Origin of the sequence: Stutzerimonas kunmingensis, assembly GCF_014764705.1 — a bacterium.
In the GTDB taxonomy this organism is placed as follows: Bacteria; Pseudomonadota; Gammaproteobacteria; order Pseudomonadales; family Pseudomonadaceae; genus Stutzerimonas.
The window spans coordinates 26,405-44,005 of sequence record NZ_JACXXG010000032.1; the positions used below are offsets into that span (position 1 = coordinate 26,405).

A 17,601-nucleotide genomic window follows, 5' to 3' on the forward strand; every position below is an offset into this window, starting at 1 on the left:
TTCACTCGCTCAGGCTGGTGTCGATGGCGCTGGCCGGGTCGAGGGCATCGATCCGCATGCCCTGCGCCTTGGCGACCCATTCCCAGGTAGTGGCCAGGCGCTTGGCGTCGAAACCGGTGCCCTCGGCGGCGCTGATCTCGTTCTGCATCAGCGGTACCGAGGCGGCGAACTGCTCCTCGGCCTGCTGCTGGTCGACTTCGGCGACCATCTTCTTCAACGCCGCGGCCGCTGCAGCCGGGTCGGCGATGGCGTTCTTCTGTGCCTGCTGGTAGGCCTTGACGAACTTCTTGGCGACCTCGGGATGGCTCTGCACGAAGCGCTGCGACGCCACCAGCGACAGGCCGTAGCCCTCGAAGCCGTATTCCGACCAGGGAATGGTCTTCAGCGTCTTGTCCGCCTCGCCGAGGGCACGGACGAAGCCGGGCGCAACGGTCAGCCAGTTGATGGTGGCGTCCACCTTGCCGGTGGCGAGCATCGGCGCCAGCGCGCCGGGGTCTAGCTTGAGCAGCTTGACGCTGTTCGGGTCGATGCCATTGCGCTCCAGCAGCAGCGGCCAGACCACGTTGGAGGCAGAGAAGGTCGGGGTGGCCACCGTCTTGTCGACGATGTCCTTGAAGCTCTCGATGCCCGAGCCTTCGGTGGTGAAGAAGGCGTCCGGCTGCTTGTTGTAGATCGGGGCGACGGCAACTACCGGCACCTCGCCCTGGGCCTTGGCCTGCAGCAGCGAGGCCAGGCCGGCAGAGCCGAAGTCCGCGCTGTTGGTGGCCAGCTTGGTCACCACGTCGCTACCACCGCGGGCACTGGCGATTTCCACTTCGATGCCTTCTGCGGCGAACAGGCCCTGTTCGACACCTAGGTAGATCGCCGCCTTGTCGCCGGCTGGCAACCAGTCGTTGAGCCAGCGCACCTTGTCGGCGGCCAGGGCGGTTTGGCTGAACAGCGCGAGCAGGGCGCTGGCGACCAGGGTTTTCTTGAACATGGTGAAGCTCCTTGAAGGTTCGGCGTGATAAGCGCGATGCAATAAACGGGTCAGTGCACCGGATGTGGATGGCGATCGAAGAAATCCACCAGGGCGGCGAGCAGCGCGCCGGGCATGGCCAGTTGCGGCGCATGCCCGCAATCGAGCACTACCCGCTCGGCCCCAGGCACCAGCTGCTGCATGCGCTGTTGCACCCGTGGCAGCACGGAGCGGTCCTGCGTGGCTTCGATATACAACCGCGGCAGACGACCGAAACGCTCGGCACTCCAGTGCGCGGCGATGTCGCGGCCACCATCGGGCTGCACCGTCAGGCGGCGCGCGGCAGCGATCGCGGCCTGTGCCGGTGCATCGTGAAAGAACACCGCGCAGGCGGCATCGCCCGGTACGCGGCTGCCGCCGGGCGCGGCTTCGAGATAAGGGCCGATGCCGCTGACCTCCGGAAAGTCGCGGGCGAGTTCGGCGCAGAGTTCGCCGAAGCCCATGCCGCTGGGCAGCATCATGCCGGCGACATAGGCGACCCCGGCGATGCGCTCGGCATAAGCCTCGGCCACGGCAGTGGCGGTGATGCCGCCGCCGGAATGCGCCACCAGCTGAATCGGACCAGGCAGCGTTTCGATCAATGCGCCGACGTGTTCGACATAGCGCTGCAGCGAGACCTCGGCGAGCGGCGTGTCGTCGTGGCCATTGCCCGGCAGATCGACCGCGTGCGGCCTATGTCCGGCATCGCGCAGGCCATCCTGCAGCGAATCCCAGACCCAGCTACCGGCCCAGGCCCCATGGATGAGGACGATGTCAGCCATAGGTCCTCCGGTACATCTCGCGGTGGTGTTCTTCCACCGTTACGGCGGGGTAGCGTGGCGACTCGCCCGGTGCGAGGCAGGTCGGCAGGCACTCGACCACATGGTCCGGGTTGCCGCTGAAGAAGAACGGCACGCTGTAGCGCTCTCGCCCGGAGATATTGACCACCCGGTGCAACGTCGAGCGGTACTGATCGTTGGTCCAGCGGGCGATCATGTCGCCCAGATTGACCACATAGGTGCCGGGCACGGGCGCTGCGTGTATCCAGCTCTCGCTGTGGCGATCCCAGACCTGCAGGCCGGGGTTCTCGTCCTGCAGAAGCAGCGTCAGCCCGCCGAAATCGGTATGCGCGCCACAGCCCTTTTCGCCGGGCGCGGCATTGGCCGGCTGCGGCGGGTAGTGCAGCAGGCGCAGGGTGCTCATGGAGTCGCGGCAGAAGCCGGCGAAATGTTCCTCCGGCAGTTGCAGCGAGAGCGCGATGGCGCCCATCAGCCGTGCCGCGAGGGCGTTCATCGCATCGCGATAGCGCTCCATGGTCGGGCGGAAGTCCGCAAGCTCGCTCGGCCACTGATTGGCACCGTGATTGAAGCGCCCGGCCAATACCCGTGGGTCGTCCTCGGCCAGCTCCTCGCCGATATAGAAGCCTTCCTTGAGATCGGCCGGCGCACCGGCTTCCAGCACCTGACCTCGCAACGGCTCATAGCCGCGATTGGCGTTCGAGAACACCTTGTCCAGCGCACGCTTGCCTGCTTCCGGCTGGGAAAAGAAGGCCCGCGCCTGCTCGAACACCGCCTGTTGTAGCGCCGGGTCGACGCCGTGGTTGGCGACGCAGAAGAAGCCGACCTCGCGACAGGCCGCGCCGATGCGTTCGGCCACGGCAGTGCGCTCGGCAAGGTCGGGAGAAAACAGCCCGGCGATATCGATCAGCGGCAGCGCGGCGGCTTCGAGATGGCGGGCACAAAGGGATTCATTCATGGCTCGATCCTGCTCTGCCGACGCGGAATGGCGGTCGGCGAGCGCAGTATCAAACCGAGCCGACTGTGCGCAGAAGCAGAGAATATCGAGCAAGCTGATGCCGTTTCGGCAGCACCTTCCGCCGCTTCAAAAAGAGGCGGAAGGTGGTCCTGAAAGGTGCACTGCAAGGGGCCGGCGTTGTGTCGTTTTCAAATCTGACGCAGAAATATGCGACGTTCGCGCACCATATAGGTGCGGTTATCCCGCCGCAGAAAAGGCAATTATTTTTTCGGGCAAACAGGAAGGCGTCAGTCATGAGCGCCTTCCGCCTCGCTCTAGGGTGTGTTGACCGCGTCGATAAGGGCCTCGGCTAGGGTCTGGCTGGTGAAGGGTTTGGCTAGCACACGCAGCCCGTGCTCGGCAGCGAGACGCTCGGTGTAGCCTGTCGCGAGGATGATAGGCAGTTCGGGATACAGGCCTTGCGCTTCCGCCGCAAGACCAACCCCGTCCAGCCGTCCGGGCATGACGATATCCGAAAGAAGCACATCGATAGGCGGGCGTGTGTCATCGGCGAGCCTGGCCAGGGCTGAATCCGCGTCCTGCGCCTCGTCGACCAAATAGCCCAGTTCCTCAAGCATCGACATCACCACCTCGCGCACCTCGGCGTCGTCGTCGACCAGGAGCACCCGTGTAGTTCGGTTGGCACGTTCCGGTGCCTTCTCTACCGGGCCAGCCGGTTCGCTGCGGTGTTCGACGCGTGGCAGCAGGAGACGGACGCGGGTGCCCCTGCCGACTTCGCTGTCGATCGCTACCGCGCCGCCTGATTGGTGGGCGAAGCCATAGACCTGCGCCAGACCGAGGCCCGTTCCCTCGCCGATGGCCTTGGTTGTGAAGAAAGGCTCGAATGCCCGCGCCTGGACCTCCTTGCTCATTCCACAGCCTGTGTCGAGGACGTCGACGGCGAGATAGTTCCTTGTCCCCAGGCTTGGCAGGGCGATGTCTCCATGCGCCACGTCGTGCAGGCTGATGCTCAACGGACCGCCGTCTGGCATGGCGTCCCGTGCATTGATCGCCAGGTTGAGGATGGCCAGCTCGCATTGCACCGGGTCCAGCGCCGCCGGCCAGGGGCGGTCCGGCAAGTCGAGCTGTAGAACGACGTTATTGGGCAACGCGCCGGTCAGCAGTTCGTGCATGCCGAGAATCAATGCGCGCAAGTCGAGCTGCTCGACATCTCCAGTGCGGTTTCGACTGAAGGTCATCAGGTGCCGCGTAAGGCGGGTCGCCCGTTGAGCCGAACGCTGGCATGCCTCGATGGCGCGCTTGGCTCGGGGGTTTGGACTCAGCATGTCGGCCAGCTGCAAGCCGACGGTCATGCTTTGCAGAAGGTTATTGAACTCGTGCGATATACCCGCGGTGAGGTTGCCCAGCGCTTCAAGTTTCTGGCCCTGCAGCAGCGCCCGATGCGAGCGTTCGGCCTGGGCGACGGCTTCCTCGACCCGCTCTGCCATTTCCTGGCTCGAGCGGTGAATGGTCTTGCTGGCCTGGGCAAGTACCTGCGCGGTCCGGTCGGTCTCGTCCATGCCGGTCCGAGGTGCCTCGAAGACTTCCCCTCGGGCTAAGGCACCGGCTGCCTGGTCGAGTTGAGTCAAGGGGCGGGTGATGGTGCGGCCGAGCGCAATGGCCAGTCCGATCGCCGCCGCGAGCACCAGCAGGATGCCGATGGCCGCGGTTCCGATGGGCTTCAATACGCTTGCGAGCAGGTCCTCACGGGGAATGCCGATCAGTACCGTCCAGCCTGAACTTTCACCACGGCTGATAAAAGAAACCACGCGTTGATTGTCGCGGGTGACGGAAATCAGCTTGCCTTGGCGAGTCGCTAGCCCGCGCAAATCGGCGACGAAGTTGTCGTCCGCGGCTTCACCTACATGTCTGCTGGGGTCCCGGGTGCGCGCAACGATAGTGTGTGTCTGGTCCAGAACGGCACCAAGCCAGCGCTCGGGAAGCTCCTGAGCTTGCAGCAGGGCTTCGATGCGGCTGACCGGAAACTTCATGGTCAGGTAGTAGACGACTCGGCCGTCACGCATCACCGGGCGGTGAATGGCGACGCTGTGCACGCGCGTCAACGGGTCGCGAAACATCGGACTGACGTCTAGCAGCGGGGTGTTCTCGAAGCCTGGCAGGCTCGGTGGCATCGGCAACGGCGCGCCAAAAGGGTAGTCCGTATCAGCCAGGGGCACGCCGTTCGGGTCGAATATGGTTACGCCGGTGGCTATCGGTTGAACGGTCTGCTGTAGACGTTCATGAAACGCACGCAGATCGCCACTCACCAGTGTTGGCGAGGCGGCCAGCGTCGTGACCACTGCGCCGAAGCGATCAAGTTCGCGCTCAACGGCAAGACTTACGCCGCGCGTGGTCTCGTACATACTTTGGTCGATCTGCTGTGATTGCGCTCGGTAAACCGAATAGGTTGCAAACAGCGCGAAGGCCAGCGCCGGTGCGATGACGGCGATGACCAGCCAGATAAGACGGGCGCGTATCGACACGAAGCAAGTTCCTGATCGGAGCAAGAGTCAATGCGGGTTCGGCATCATGTATGAGCCCGTTGCTTTCGTAGGGCCTAGTCAGAAGACCGCAGGCGCGCCGGCTTGTTACGACGTTACAGACCAATGACGGCATCGAACCAACCGAACTTCAGCGGGAACACCTGCGCGTCGCCTCGGCTGAAGGTGGGCTGACGGATTGACCGACCCGCCTGGAACGCCCCGTAAGGAAGGGGTGGATCAGTGAACTTCCACACCATCGATAGCGGTGCGCAACGAGATTGCCAGTTCTTCCAGCCGGTAGGGCTTGGCCAATACGTGCACGCCTTCTGCGGCGGCAGATTGCTGTGCGGCTTCGGCGTAGCCGCTGGTAAGTAGCACGGGGACGCCGAGGTCGCGGGTGCGGATTTCGCGGGCCAGTTCAACACCGTTCATGCCGCCCGGCATCATCACGTCGGAGAACACGATGTCCACCTGACAGCCGTTCTGCAGCGCGCCCAGCGCGTCTGTGGCACTGGCGGCATGGGTGACGCGATAGCCGAGATGTTCGAGCATCTCGCCGACCAGTGCCGCGACTTCTTCATCATCGTCCACCAGCAGTACGGTACCGGCCGAGGCGTCGGGGCTGTCGTCTTCGACAGGCCGTTCGCCGTCGGGCTGATCGGGCACACGCGCCGAACGTGGCAGCAGCATGATCACGCTGGTTCCGCGATCGCATTCGCTTTCGATCCACACGGTGCCGCCGGACTGCCGCGCGAAGCCGTAGACCTGTGCCAGCCCGAGCCCTGAGCCTTTGCCGATCTCCTTGGTGGTGAAGAAGGGGTCGAATACGCGGGTGCGAACCTCCTCGGGAATGCCGGTGCCCGAGTCGGTCACCGTGAGGCGGACAAAATCGCCGGTGATGCCCAGCACCGTTTCGCCAGGTGCATTGCTGGCTTCGATCAGGATCGAGCCGCCGTCGGGCATGGCGTCGCGGGCATTCACGGCCAGGTTGAGGACGACCAGCTCCAGCTCGCCAGGGTCCACTTCGACCGGCCAGAGATCCGGCTCGAACTGCACTTCCACGTGCACGTCGCCGCTCAGGCTGCGGTCGAGCAGCTCGCGCATGCGGCCGATGCGCAGCACCAGGTCGACCGACTCGGGTTCCAGTGACTGGCGGCGGGAGAAGGCGAGCAGTTGCCGGGTAAGGGCGGTTCCGCGTTGCGCGGCCTGGCGCATGCCGTCCATCAACCGCTCGCGGCGTGCAGGATCGGCGCGGCGGTCGAGCATGTCGAGGCCGCCGGAGATCACCATCAGCAGGTTGTTGAAGTCGTGGGCGATGCCGCCGGTGAGCTGGCCGATGGCTTCGATCTTCTGCGCCTGGCGCAGGGTTTCTTCGATCTGCGCGCGCTCGGCCATCTGTGTGCGCAATTCCTGGTTGGCCTTTTCCAGTTCGCTGGTGCGCTCGACGACCAGCGCTTCGAGTTGATTCGAGGCGCGCTCACGGGCTTCGAGCAAGGCCCTGACCTCGTACTGGCGATGCCGCCCGCGCAGGGCGGCTTTCACCGCGCTGGTCAGGGTGATGCTCTGTACCGGGCGTTCCAGCAGGGAAACGTTGCGCAGCGCCGCCACCATGCGCTGACGCCATGCGGCGACCGCCGGCTGTCGATGCTTGCTGGTGAGGACCACGAATGGAAAGTCGGACCACGCCGGTTGCTGATCGACCCAGGTGGCCAGTGCTTGGAGGTCCTGACCGAAGAGGCCTTCTTCGGCGATGAAAACGGCGTCGGCATCGGTTTCGGCGCGACGTAGCACCTCATTGACACTGTGGCAGACAACGGCGTCCATGCCGCTGCGGCTGAGCAGTTCGGCCGAGGCGGGACCGTCCCGGCCGATGGGGGCATAGACGACTACGATGGGGCCTTCTCGTTTAGTGGGCGTCGTCATGCTCGTCTGTCAGTAGCTGAGTCGCATCACCGGTGTATTCCGGTGTGCCCGATAGGATGCCGCTGAAGTGGCTGAGCGGCGGCCCGACCTCGAGGCCGGCGCTACTGAGGCGGTACTCACGGACGGTGGTTTCATGCCGTCCGCTGCGCTTTTTCACCACTGACAACGCCCGGCGAACGACGCCGGCATGCTCGAAGTAGCGCTGCATGATAACCGCATCGCTGAGATAGCTGATATCCACAGGCGTATCCATTGGGCCGACCAGGCCATGCTGGGCGAGCACCATGATGCTGATCACGCCTTTCTGGCCCAGATAACTCAACAGCTCGTGCATCTGCAGAATCAGGAATCGGCCATCAGGCATCGCGTGCAGATAGCCGTTGAGGCTGTCCAGAATCACCAGGCGGGCCCCCCGCACCTCTACGCTCTGGCGGACCGCGGCGGTGAACTCGCCGGGCGACAGCTCGGCCGGGTCGACCTGTTGCAGATGCAGCAGCCCCTGTTCGATCCACGGTTCCATGGGCAGCCCCAGCGCCCGGCCGCGCGCCAGCAGCGTGGCGATGTTTTCGTCAAAGACGAAGAAGGCGACCTGCTCGCCGCGTTTGCACGCCGCGACCGCATAGCTCAAGGCCAGCGAGGATTTGCCCACACCGGCAGCGCCGACCAGCAGCGCGTTGGTGCCGCGTTCCAGGCCGCCACCCAGCATCTTGTCCAGTGCCGGATTACCGGACGAGGCCAGCTCGCCGGAGAAGGACGAGTGGTGCTCGGCGGCGATGAGCCGGGGATAGATCTGCAGGCCGCCCTTGCGGATGGCGAAGTCGTGGTAACCGCCGCGAAACTGGATGCCTCGCATCTTGATCACCCGCAGACGCCTGCGCTCGGCACCGTAGTCGATTGCCAGCTGCTCCAGCATGACCACGCCGTGGGAGATGGAATGCAGTTGCAGGTCGCCCACTTCCGAAGTCTGGTCGTCGAGCAGGATCACCGTGCAGTTGCGGGTGGTGAAGAAATGCTTGAGCGCCAAAACCTGCCGGCGGTAGCGCAGAGGGCTTTGCGCCAGCAGGCGCATTTCCGAGAGGCTGTCGAAGATCACGCGACTCGGATTGGTTTCGGTGACCCGATCGAACACCTGCTGCGTGGTTTCACTCAGCTCCATCTCCACGGGGTGCAGCACCGTCAGTTCCAGGTCCGGGTCCAGGCTGGTTTCCGGCGTGACCAGCTCGAACACATCGATACCGTCGAGGGACCAGCCGTGCCGCTTGGCGACCAGCTCCAGTTCGTCCTTGGTTTCCGAGAGGGTTACATAGAGAACGCGCTCGCCCTGGCGGACCCCTTCGAGCAGGAACTGCAGCGCAATGGTGGTCTTGCCCGAGCCCGGGCTACCTTCGTACAGGTACATGCGGTTGGGATCGAGGCCGCCGCCGAGAATGTCATCCAGCCCCTCGCTGCCAGTGGAAATGCGAGGGGGTTCATCGTCTGGTTGGAAGGAAAGATTAGTGAAATCGGTCATTCCGTTCTCCTTAACGCAGGCGCCGCTGCGTGCTTCGTTCCCACTCCTGCATGTCCATATCAGGACGAAGGCGGAGGGGAACAGGCCCGTTTCTCGCCTGGTGGGCAGGTCGGGCTGAATGCCGCTCGAATCGTCGCCTGATGCGCTTCTGATGTGCCGAAAATTGCGCGTTTGGCGGTCGACGTTCGAGGGGCGCAGTCATTTAATCCGACTCGCCAGCCGCCTGCCCGTTCCGCATGAGTGTGCTCGGCACCTCCGCTGCAGCGCGCTCTGCAGGCGGCGCGACCATCTGCTGCGCGGTCCCCCCGGGCGCTTCGCTCGTTGCCCTTGAGCTACTTCGAACCCCTCCGCTGCGCAACAGACTGCAACCATTGAACCTTGGATCATGGGCCGGGCTGCCCCATGATCAGCCTTTGCCTTTGCGGGTCGCCTGCATGTCTCGATTCTCTCGTCCATCGGCTTCGGCACTGGGCCGCTTTCTGCAACTGGGCGGCACTGGCGCGCGCATTGCCGGCAACCTGCTGGTGCAGCGCATCACGCCGGGCAAGGCGCGTATCGACTGGGTGCCGGTCGGTGAACTGCTCGGTGATGCGCTTGGGCAGATGAAGGGCCCGGTGCTGAAGCTCGGTCAGCAGGCCTCGCAATGGCAGGACCTGCTGCCCGAACCGATCAGCGCTGCCCTTGCCCGTTTGCAGAATCAGGTGCCGTCGCTGCCGTTCGCGGAGCTGGAAGCCAACCTGCAGCGGCTGTACGACGGCAGGCTGTACGAGCTGTTCGATACCATCGAACCTGCGCCCGCCGCGGCCGCCTCGCTGGGCCAGGTCCATCGCGCCCGCGATCGCCAGGGCCGGGCGCTGATCATGAAGATCCAGTACCCCGGCATCCGCGCCATCTGCGATGCCGATCTCCGCCAGTTGCGTCGCCTGATGCCTATGGGCCGACTGTTCGGCACGCCGCCCGCGCGTCTCGATGCGGTGTATATCGAGCTGCAACGGGCCATTGCCGAGGAACTCGACTACGAGGCCGAGCGCGCCAACCTCGAAGCCTTCCGCGAGCACTTCAGCAACTGGCCGGGCATCCGCATTCCCTTTGCCGCGGGCGAACTCTGCCGGCCCGGTGTGCTGGTGCTGGAAGACCTGCCGGGCCGCTCCATGGCCGAGGTCGAACAGGCCCCGGCGGAGGTGCGCCAGCGCCTGGCCGAAACCCTCTGCGAATGGCTGGCCGAGCAGGCATTCGGTCTGCAACGGCCGCATACCGATCCGCATCCCGGCAACCTCGCCTGGACCGAGTCCGGCGAGCTGGTGGTCTATGATTTCGGCAGTGTGCTGCGCCTGGAACCGCGTTTGCTGGCGGGCTACGTACAGATATTCGAAGCACTGCGTGGTACCTCCAGCGAGGCGCTGGAGCCCGGTTTTCAGGCCCTGGGCGGACGCCAGCCGGGAAGCACGCCGCCGCACGGGCTGTACCGAAGCATTCACCTGATGCTGCACCCGCTGCTGCAACCCGGCGCGCAGTGGGACTTCCGCGAGGCGGCGCTGCATCAACGGCTGTCCGAGCTGTTCCCCCTGATGATGTCCGCACTCGGCAGCCTGCAACCGGCTTCCGGCACCTTGCTGATCAACCGCACCCTGGAAGGCCATTACTGGAACCTCTACCGGCTCGGCGCTTGCCTGCCCATCGCCGACCTGCTCGCCGAACATATCGAACGCTGGCGCAGCGAAGCCGGCGCCCGTCGACCGTAAATCTGGAGATCGTCATGCCGTTGGAATCATTCCCCGAAGGATTTCGTGCGCTCGTCATCGGCGCATCCGGTGGCATCGGCGCCACATTGGTCGATGCCTTGCGCAGCGATCCGCGCTGCGCCTCGGTCATTGCGCTGAGTCGCTCGTCCGCGCCGGCGCTCGACCTGACCGATCCCGCCAGCATCGAACAGGCCGCGGCCAGCGTGGCGGGGCAGGGGCCGTTTCACCTGATCATCAACGCCGCCGGCGTGCTGCACGGTGGCGACTTCATGCCGGAGAAGCGCCTGGCCGATCTCAACCAGGCGCAGCTGCTCGCCACCTTCCAGATCAACACCTTCGGCCCGGCCATGCTGCTGCGCCACTTCAGCGGCCTGCTCGACCGCCAGCGTGGCGTGTTCGCCATGCTCTCGGCCAAGGTCGGCAGCATTGGCGACAATCGGCTCGGCGGCTGGTACAGCTACCGCGCCTCCAAGGCCGCGCTGAACATGCTGATCAAGACCGCTTCCATCGAAGTGCGCCGCAACCAGCCGAATGCCGTGCTGCTGGCGCTGCACCCGGGCACGGTGAACTCACGGCTGTCGCAGCCCTTTCGGGGCGAAGAGATCGGTCGTCCCGCCAGCGATGCAGCGCGGGATCTGTTGAGTGTGATCGATGGTCTGGGGCCGGAGGCCAGCGGTGGATTTTATGCCTACAGCGGGGCGGAGCTGCCGTGGTAACGGCTTTCAGCCAACCGGTGCGGCAAGCGCGTGGGTGACGGTTTCGGCCAGCAGTTCGAGGGTGAAGGGTTTGGTCATCAGGTGCATGCCGGGAGCAAGGCAATCGAGGCGGGTCGCGGCCTGTTCGGCATAGCCGGTGATCAGCACCACCGGTAGGCCGGGGCGCCGCTGCTGAAGCATTTCGGCAAGCTGGCGGCCGTTGAGCCCCGGCAGGCCCACATCGGTCAGCAGCAGGTCGAGCGAGTCGAGATCTGCCGCGAGCTCCAGGGCGCGCTGACTGTCGGCCGCCACATGCACGTGATAGCCGAAGTCCTCGAGTGCGATCTGCAGCAACGGGCGCACCGCGTTGTCATCCTCGACCAGCAGAACCTTGCGCCCGCCACCAGCGCCGGGCATGCGGATCGGAGCCGCAGTCGGCTCCTCCTGCGCGTCGGCCGATGCCGCCGGCATGTGCAGCGCGATGCGAGTCCCTTCGCCATGACAGGTATCGATGGAGATGAAACCGCCGCTCTGGCGGACGAAGCCGTAGACCATCGACAGGCCGAGCCCGGTGCCTTCGCCGAGGGGTTTGGTGGTGAAGAACGGTTCGAACACCTTGTCCACCAATGCCGCCGGGATGCCGACGCCGCTGTCGATCACCCGCACGCAAAGATACTCGCCAGTCGGCACGCCGTGGCGGGTGGCGTGCTCCGCTTGCAACGCCAGGCGCTGCGTCTCGATGCGCAAGGTGCCCCTCCTGATCGGCCGAGCGAAGCAACGCGGCTGCCCGCAAGCGGACAGAGCGCTATCGCTTCTGTCTTTGAGCGGACTGCAAGCAAGCGAGAGCGTTCCAACGAGCCGTCGGGTCGTCACGCCCGCGGCATGGTATCGGTCATTGGCCGTCAGCGATAGCAAGCTGCGTCCAGGCGCTCCCCGCGACAGTCAGCGTTCGAACCGCTGCAGGCTGCGAAAGACCTGCGCGGGGCTGGCGCCGATATAGCGCTTGTAGCAATTGCTGAAATGGCTGGCATCGGCGAAACCCGCATCCACGGCCGCCCGCGTCAGGCAGTCCGTACGCTGCATATACTCGGCCGCGAGCAGCAGGCGCTTCCAGATGCGGAAGCCGCGGTAGCTCATGCCGGTTTCGGCGCGGAACAGGTGCGCCATGCGCGAGGGAGAGAGATGAACCAGCGAGGCGGCCTGCGCCAGCGCGTGGTTGACGTCGCCCTCCTGGCGCAACAGCTCGAATACCGGCGTCAGGCGGCCCGCGGCGGTTGCATCGTCCACGGCGGGCATCAGCGCCAGCAGGGTCTGCCGCGTCTGCTCCTTGCTCGGTGCCTCTTCGTAGAGTGCGGTCAACGTATCGATCAGCACGGGATCGTGCAGCGGTAGCGCACACTGCCCGGGGCGCCAGGCAAAGCGTTGCACGAAGCGCATGTACAACTCGCTGTCGCGCTCGACGAACAGCTTGGCCAGCACGCCGCCCTGTGCATCTACCGCATGCGCCACACCGGCGGGTACCACCACGGCCTGGCAGGGCAGGGCGGTGCCCGCCAGTTGCAGTTGCAGCGGGCGATAGAGGCCTACCATGAGCACCGCGGCGCCGTTGACGCGTCTGTCCAGATGCCGCAGCGGGCCGAAGTACAGCAGCATGTCCGGCCACATCAGCAGGTGCGAAGGCAGCATGCCCGGGGCTCCTCAAGTCAGCTCGTTTTTACAAGCCTCACGCTAGCAGCCGGCCCTAGCATCCGGACATCTTACTTTGGCGCCGAAAGCCCGGCTCAGGCGTCCGCACCCGCACGGAGGAAAAACAATGACAAACACCATCCCGCTCGAACCCCTCGCCAGTACCGGCTCTGTGTCGACGCCGGCGCAATTCGAGGCCCAGCTCACCGACATCGCGGCGCCGCTGGCGGGCGAGGCGGTGCTCGGGCTGCGCGCGCTGTACCTGCCCTGGTGCGTCGGGACCTGGCTGGACACCGGCCTGCTGGTGAAGGCCGGCGATCGGCTGACGTTCGTGCTCGAGGGCGGCGTTGAGGTCTCCCGGGCGCTGGGCATCCGTTATTCGGCGGAGTTGGCGACCTGGGCGCGCATCGGCGAGCGTGGGCCGATCTTCCGCGCGTTGCACGACACTCAGAGCTTCACGGCGGAGCAGGACGGCCCCCTGCAGCTCAAGCTCTACCCGCGCGACCGCTGGCTCGATGCCAGCGGCCGCTACCGTGGCGAGCCGCCCGCGTTCAACCCCGACGAGGGCGGCGGCGTCAATGTTGGCATCATCCACTGGCGGCCCGGCACCGATATCGCCGAGGTGCTGGGCCAGGCCGTGGCCGGTCGCGACGCCGCGCACTGGGCCAGCCGTGAGCTGGTGCGCCTGCGTACACCGCATGCGCCCTTGCCCAGTGGCTGGCAGGAACTCTGGGAGCTCGGGCCGTCCACGGTGTTCTCCGCCGTCACGCCGGCCCAGGCGGGTCGGGCGCCGGCACAGGCTATCCGCCTGCATACCCGTGATGATGTCTCCATGCTGCAGAAAGAGGCCGACCTGCCGCTGAGCGCACACACCACGCTGAGCTGGAAGTGGAAGGTCGACCGGTTGCCCTCGTCGGTCGCCGAAGACCAGATCCACACCCACGACTACCTGAGCATCGCGGTGGAGTTCGACAACGGCCGCGACCTCACCTTTTACTGGAGCCGGGATCTCCCCGAAGGCACGCACTTCCACTGCCCGCTGCCCGGCTGGCACGACCGCGAGACGCATGTCGTGGTGCGTTCGGGGACCGCCGATCTCGGCCAGTGGCTGTGCGAGGAGCAGAACATACTGGACCACTACCGCACCGCCATCGGCGGCGAGCCGCCTGCACGCATCCGGCGAATCTGGCTGATCGGCGTCAGCCTGTTTCAGCACGGTGAGGGAGAGGCGACGTTCGGCGATATCCTGCTCCGGGATGTCGGTATCGAAAAACGTCTCTACTGAGAACCTCTCGGGCTGCGACGAGGCTGAGCGAGTCCGCCCGCTCAGCGCGATCCGACGCAGCGCAGTAGCTCGTTGGGTTCCGCGCCCGGTGGTGTGCTGGTCGCCTTCGGAGTGAGGTTGGCGACTTCCACCGCCCCGTAGCGCGGCCTGAAACCGCTCGCACCCCCACGCCGAACGCATCTGTCCAGCCGTTCGGCAGCGCACGATCCGCTGCGCACCTACGCCTCGCTCCCATTGTCTATGTTGGTGATAACCGCCTCAGCCATCGCGGGGCGGCGGTGACCACAACAATAAGGATGAGCACGATGCGTTTGCTTCAGATCAGCAGATTGACCCTAGCCGTGGCGATCACCGCCACGGGCCACATCGCCCACGGCGCGCTTCTGGAAGGCGGTGCGGTCGCCGCACCCGACGAGTACAGCGCCAAGGTGGCCGCCCAGGTGCTCAAGGCCGGCGGCAACGCGGTGGATGCCGCAGTGGCGACCGCCTTCACTTTGGCCGTCACCTACCCTGAGGCGGGCAATATCGGCGGTGGTGGCTTCATGACGCTGTATATCGAGGGCAAGCCGTACTTTCTCGATTACCGGGAAGTCGCGCCCAAGGCCGCCAGCAAGACCATGTACCTCGACGACAAGGGCGAGGTAATCGAGAACCTGAGCCTGGTCGGCGCCAAGGCCTCCGGCGTGCCCGGCACCGTGCTGGGCATGTGGGAGGCACACCAGCGCTTCGGCAAGTTGCCCTGGAGCGAACTCATCACCCCGGCGGTCGGTTATGCCCGTGAAGGCTTCACGGTGGCCGACCAGCAGTTCCAGTACCGCGAAGACGCCATCGGGCTGTTCAACGGTACGACCAACTTCAAGGATTACTTCGGCGCCATGAAGGCCGGTTCCACCTTCCGCCAGGCGGAGCTGGCCGAGACGCTGGAGCGCATCGCCGACAAGGGGCCGGATGATTTCTACAAAGGCAAGACCGCCGACTTGCTGGTTGCGCAGATGCAGCGTGACGACGGGCTGATCACCAAGGCGGACCTGGCCGACTACCGCGTCAAATGGCGCGAGCCGATGCGTGTCGACTGGCAGGGCAACAGCCTCTACACAGCGCCACTGCCCAGCTCCGGCGGCATAGCCCTGGCACAGCTGATCGGCATGAAGCAGCAGCGCGCCGCCGACTTCAAGGGCGTCGAGCTGAACTCGGCACGCTACATCCACCTGCTGGTCGAGATCGAGAAACGCGTCTTTGCCGACCGCGCCGACTACCTCGGCGACCCGGACTATTCCGACGTGCCGGTCGCGAAGCTGACATCGCCCGAGTACCTGAAGCAGCGTGCGGCCGAGATCAATCCCACGGCCATCTCCGAAACCGAAAAGGTGCGGCCGGGCCTCGAACCGAGGCAAACGACCCACTTCTCGATCGTCGATGCCGACGGCAATGCGGTCAGCAACACCTACACCCTCAACCTCGATTACGGCAGTGGCGTCGTCGTGAAGGGAGCCGGTTTCCTGCTCAACAACGAGATGGACGACTTCAGCGCCAAGCCAGGCGTTGCCAATGCCTTCGGTGTGGTGGGCAGCGACGCCAACGCCATCGAACCGGGCAAGCGCATGCTGTCGTCCATGAGCCCGAGCATCGTCACGCGCGACGGCAAGGTCAGCCTGGTGCTCGGTACGCCGGGCGGCTCGCGCATCTTCACTTCGATCTTCCAGGTGCTGAACAACGTCTACGACTTCAACATGCCGCTGGAAAAAGCCGTGGCCGCGCAACGCGTGCACCATCAGCTCCTGCCGAAGGACACCATCTACTACGACGCCCACGCGCCGTTGACCGGCAAGGTTGCCGACGAGCTGAAAGCCATGGGTTACACGCTGGAGGATCAGGGCTGGCTGATGGGTGATATCCAGGCGATACGCGTTGACGGCACGCGCTTGCAGACCGGGTCGGACCCGCGCGGGCGTGGAGTGGGAATTGTCGTTAAACCCTGATGGGCGAGGGGGGGAGAGCAAGCGGAGGGAATCGCTGCGGTCTTGTGAAGCGTCATGCGCCGCGGCGGGCTGCGGCGCATGAGGTTCAGCTTTCAACACCGCACATGGACGTGCGGCGTTGAGAGAGGAGGAGGTTACTGCGGGCGGTAGATGGCGCACAGCTTGTTGCCGTCAGGGTCGCGCACATAGCTGAGGTGCAACGCGCCGAGGCTGGTTTCGCGCAGCCCCGGCGGCTCCTCACAGGTGGTGCCTCCATGGGCGACGCCGACATCGTGAAACGCCTTGACCTGCTCCGCCGAGCTGCACTTGAAACCAATGGTGCCGCCGTTACCGACGGTTGCTTCCTCACCGTTGATGGGCTCGGTGACACCGAACAGACTGCCATCGTGACGGTAGAACAGGCGGGTGTGCCCGGACGGCGCCACATTGCGCAGCGGCTCGCCGGCGCCGAGTACGCCGAGCACGGCATCGTAGAACTGCTTCGACCGTTCAATATCATTTGAACCGACCATTACATGGTTGAGCATGGGGGCCTCGCTAGGTGGTTGGGAGTTGTGCGGCTATGGAGCGAGCACTCTAGCATCGGGATGAATAGAGGGGGGCAAGCGGTGGGTTGGGCGGTGAGCCCTAGATGTTCGAGTTGAAGATCAGAGGCTACTTTCGGCCATTAGCGGACATCAACGATCAGGCTCCGCGGTGCAGTTATAAGCTCAATCTTGCTCGCCGAGGGATCAGCTAGCCTGTTGGCTTAGGTTGTCGGTTGTTGGTGTCTGGGCAGGCCGATGGATATCAGTGCAGCCAGCACGACAAATCCGCTGGAGACCCACAGGCAGGTTTCCAGACCGTATTGCTGGAAGACCCAGCCAGACAGCAGTGTCCCGACCAGCCGGCCAAGCGCGTTGGACATGTAGTAGAAACCGACATCCAGCGACACGCCGTCTTCCTTGGCGTAGCTGACGATCAGGTAGCTGTGCAGCGACGAGTTGATGGCAAACACGCCGCCGAAGATCAGCAGTCCGCCCACGAGCACCACTTGCTTAGGCCAGTCGCTATCTAGGCCGAGGGCAATGACAACCGGAATGCCGGCCAGCAGCGCCGCCCAGAGAAACGCAGCGCGACCATCGGGCACATGCCCGCTGCGCTTGCCGGTGAGGGCTGGCGCGAAGGACTGCACGATGCCGTAGCCAATGATCCAGGTCGCCAGAAAACCGCCGACCATCCAGAAGTCCCAGCCGAAAACCGTGCTCAGGTACACCGGCAGGGCGACTACGAACCAGACGTCGCGGGCGCCAAATAGGAACAGGCGGGCGGCAGAGAGGATGTTGATCGCCCGGCTCTTGGAAAGGATGTCCCTGAACTTGGGTTTGGCTTTGGCCTTGCCTAGTGTCCTGAGCGGTTAGTTCAATAATCTATTTTTCATCGCGCCCAGTTTAGCTTTGTGCACTGAGCTGATGATCGATTCGGCCGTTTTATTCCATTTGAATGGCTTGGCGGAAAGCTCGTTGTG

Annotated in this window: 13 protein-coding genes and 1 pseudogene; 4 read left to right on the top strand and 10 right to left on the bottom strand. The window is 64.8% G+C overall.

What is annotated here, in order from left to right; all coding sequences use genetic code 11:
• Position 1 precedes the first annotated feature (1 nt).
• The 6 genes from IEG05_RS18990 to IEG05_RS19015 all read right to left on the bottom strand — a co-directional run bounded on the left by IEG05_RS18990 (position 2) and on the right by IEG05_RS19015 (position 8,707).
• Positions 2 to 979, bottom strand: coding sequence for an ABC transporter substrate-binding protein (locus IEG05_RS18990; RefSeq protein WP_046620754.1), 978 nt, complete (start codon positions 977 to 979; stop codon positions 2 to 4).
• A 50-nt stretch (positions 980 to 1,029) separates the two neighbouring features.
• Positions 1,030 to 1,779, bottom strand: a complete 750-nt coding sequence (locus IEG05_RS18995; RefSeq protein ID WP_046620756.1) for an alpha/beta fold hydrolase — start codon at positions 1,777 to 1,779, stop codon at positions 1,030 to 1,032.
• Entirely contained in the window at positions 1,772 to 2,752 is a 981-nt protein-coding gene (locus IEG05_RS19000) for an isopenicillin N synthase family dioxygenase (RefSeq protein ID WP_046620758.1), read from the bottom strand. Before IEG05_RS19000 ends, IEG05_RS18995 begins: the two co-directional genes overlap by 8 nt.
• Before the next feature lie 314 nt (positions 2,753 to 3,066).
• Positions 3,067 to 5,274: a hybrid sensor histidine kinase/response regulator gene (locus tag IEG05_RS19005; protein ID WP_046620760.1), complete on the bottom strand. Its 2,208-nt coding sequence runs from the start codon at positions 5,272 to 5,274 to the stop codon at positions 3,067 to 3,069.
• Between the two features lie 237 nt (positions 5,275 to 5,511).
• Positions 5,512 to 7,197 (bottom strand): ATP-binding protein, encoded by a 1,686-nt coding sequence (locus IEG05_RS19010; RefSeq protein WP_046620761.1) that lies wholly within the window; start codon positions 7,195 to 7,197, stop codon positions 5,512 to 5,514.
• On the bottom strand, positions 7,181 to 8,707 hold the full coding sequence (locus IEG05_RS19015) for an ATPase domain-containing protein (RefSeq protein ID WP_046620762.1): 1,527 nt from the start codon (positions 8,705 to 8,707) through the stop codon (positions 7,181 to 7,183). The genes IEG05_RS19010 and IEG05_RS19015 overlap by 17 nt, the downstream gene beginning before the upstream one ends.
• A 434-nt stretch (positions 8,708 to 9,141) precedes the next feature.
• On the opposite strand from IEG05_RS19015, the gene IEG05_RS19020 reads away from it, so the two are divergent.
• Both IEG05_RS19020 and IEG05_RS19025 read left to right on the top strand, forming a co-directional pair.
• Positions 9,142 to 10,449 (top strand): ABC1 kinase family protein, encoded by a 1,308-nt coding sequence (locus IEG05_RS19020; RefSeq protein WP_046620764.1) that lies wholly within the window; start codon positions 9,142 to 9,144, stop codon positions 10,447 to 10,449.
• A 14-nt stretch (positions 10,450 to 10,463) separates the two neighbouring features.
• Complete coding sequence (locus IEG05_RS19025; protein ID WP_046620766.1) at positions 10,464 to 11,165, top strand: SDR family NAD(P)-dependent oxidoreductase; 702 nt, start codon at positions 10,464 to 10,466, stop codon at positions 11,163 to 11,165.
• Positions 11,166 to 11,171: 6 nt separating this feature from the next.
• On the opposite strand, the gene IEG05_RS19030 is transcribed toward IEG05_RS19025, so the two are convergent.
• The gene (locus tag IEG05_RS19030; RefSeq protein WP_224742904.1) at positions 11,172 to 11,891 is read right to left on the bottom strand and encodes a response regulator; all 720 of its coding nucleotides are present in this window, start codon (positions 11,889 to 11,891) and stop codon (positions 11,172 to 11,174) included.
• Positions 11,892 to 12,086: 195 nt separating this feature from the next.
• The gene (locus IEG05_RS19035) at positions 12,087 to 12,830 is read right to left on the bottom strand and encodes a helix-turn-helix domain-containing protein (protein WP_046620768.1); all 744 of its coding nucleotides are present in this window, start codon (positions 12,828 to 12,830) and stop codon (positions 12,087 to 12,089) included.
• A gap of 127 nt (positions 12,831 to 12,957) precedes the next feature.
• Between IEG05_RS19035 and IEG05_RS19040 the strand changes: the two genes are divergently transcribed.
• Both IEG05_RS19040 and ggt read left to right on the top strand, forming a co-directional pair.
• Positions 12,958 to 14,115 carry a DUF3047 domain-containing protein gene (locus IEG05_RS19040; RefSeq protein WP_046620771.1) on the top strand — a complete coding sequence of 386 codons (1,158 nt, stop codon included), beginning with the start codon at positions 12,958 to 12,960 and terminating at the stop codon, positions 14,113 to 14,115.
• Positions 14,116 to 14,420: 305 nt separating this feature from the next.
• Positions 14,421 to 16,094 (top strand): gamma-glutamyltransferase, encoded by a 1,674-nt coding sequence (gene ggt, locus IEG05_RS19045; RefSeq protein WP_046620772.1) that lies wholly within the window; start codon positions 14,421 to 14,423, stop codon positions 16,092 to 16,094.
• Between the two features lie 134 nt (positions 16,095 to 16,228).
• Here ggt and IEG05_RS19050 read toward each other — a convergent pair whose 3' ends face one another.
• Together IEG05_RS19050 and IEG05_RS19055 are read right to left on the bottom strand one after the other, a co-directional pair.
• Entirely contained in the window at positions 16,229 to 16,621 is a 393-nt protein-coding gene (locus IEG05_RS19050; RefSeq protein ID WP_046620773.1) for a VOC family protein, read from the bottom strand.
• Positions 16,622 to 16,842: 221 nt separating this feature from the next.
• Positions 16,843 to 17,484: pseudogene (locus IEG05_RS19055) on the bottom strand (MFS transporter); the annotation flags it as partial.
• Positions 17,485 to 17,601 lie beyond the last annotated feature (117 nt).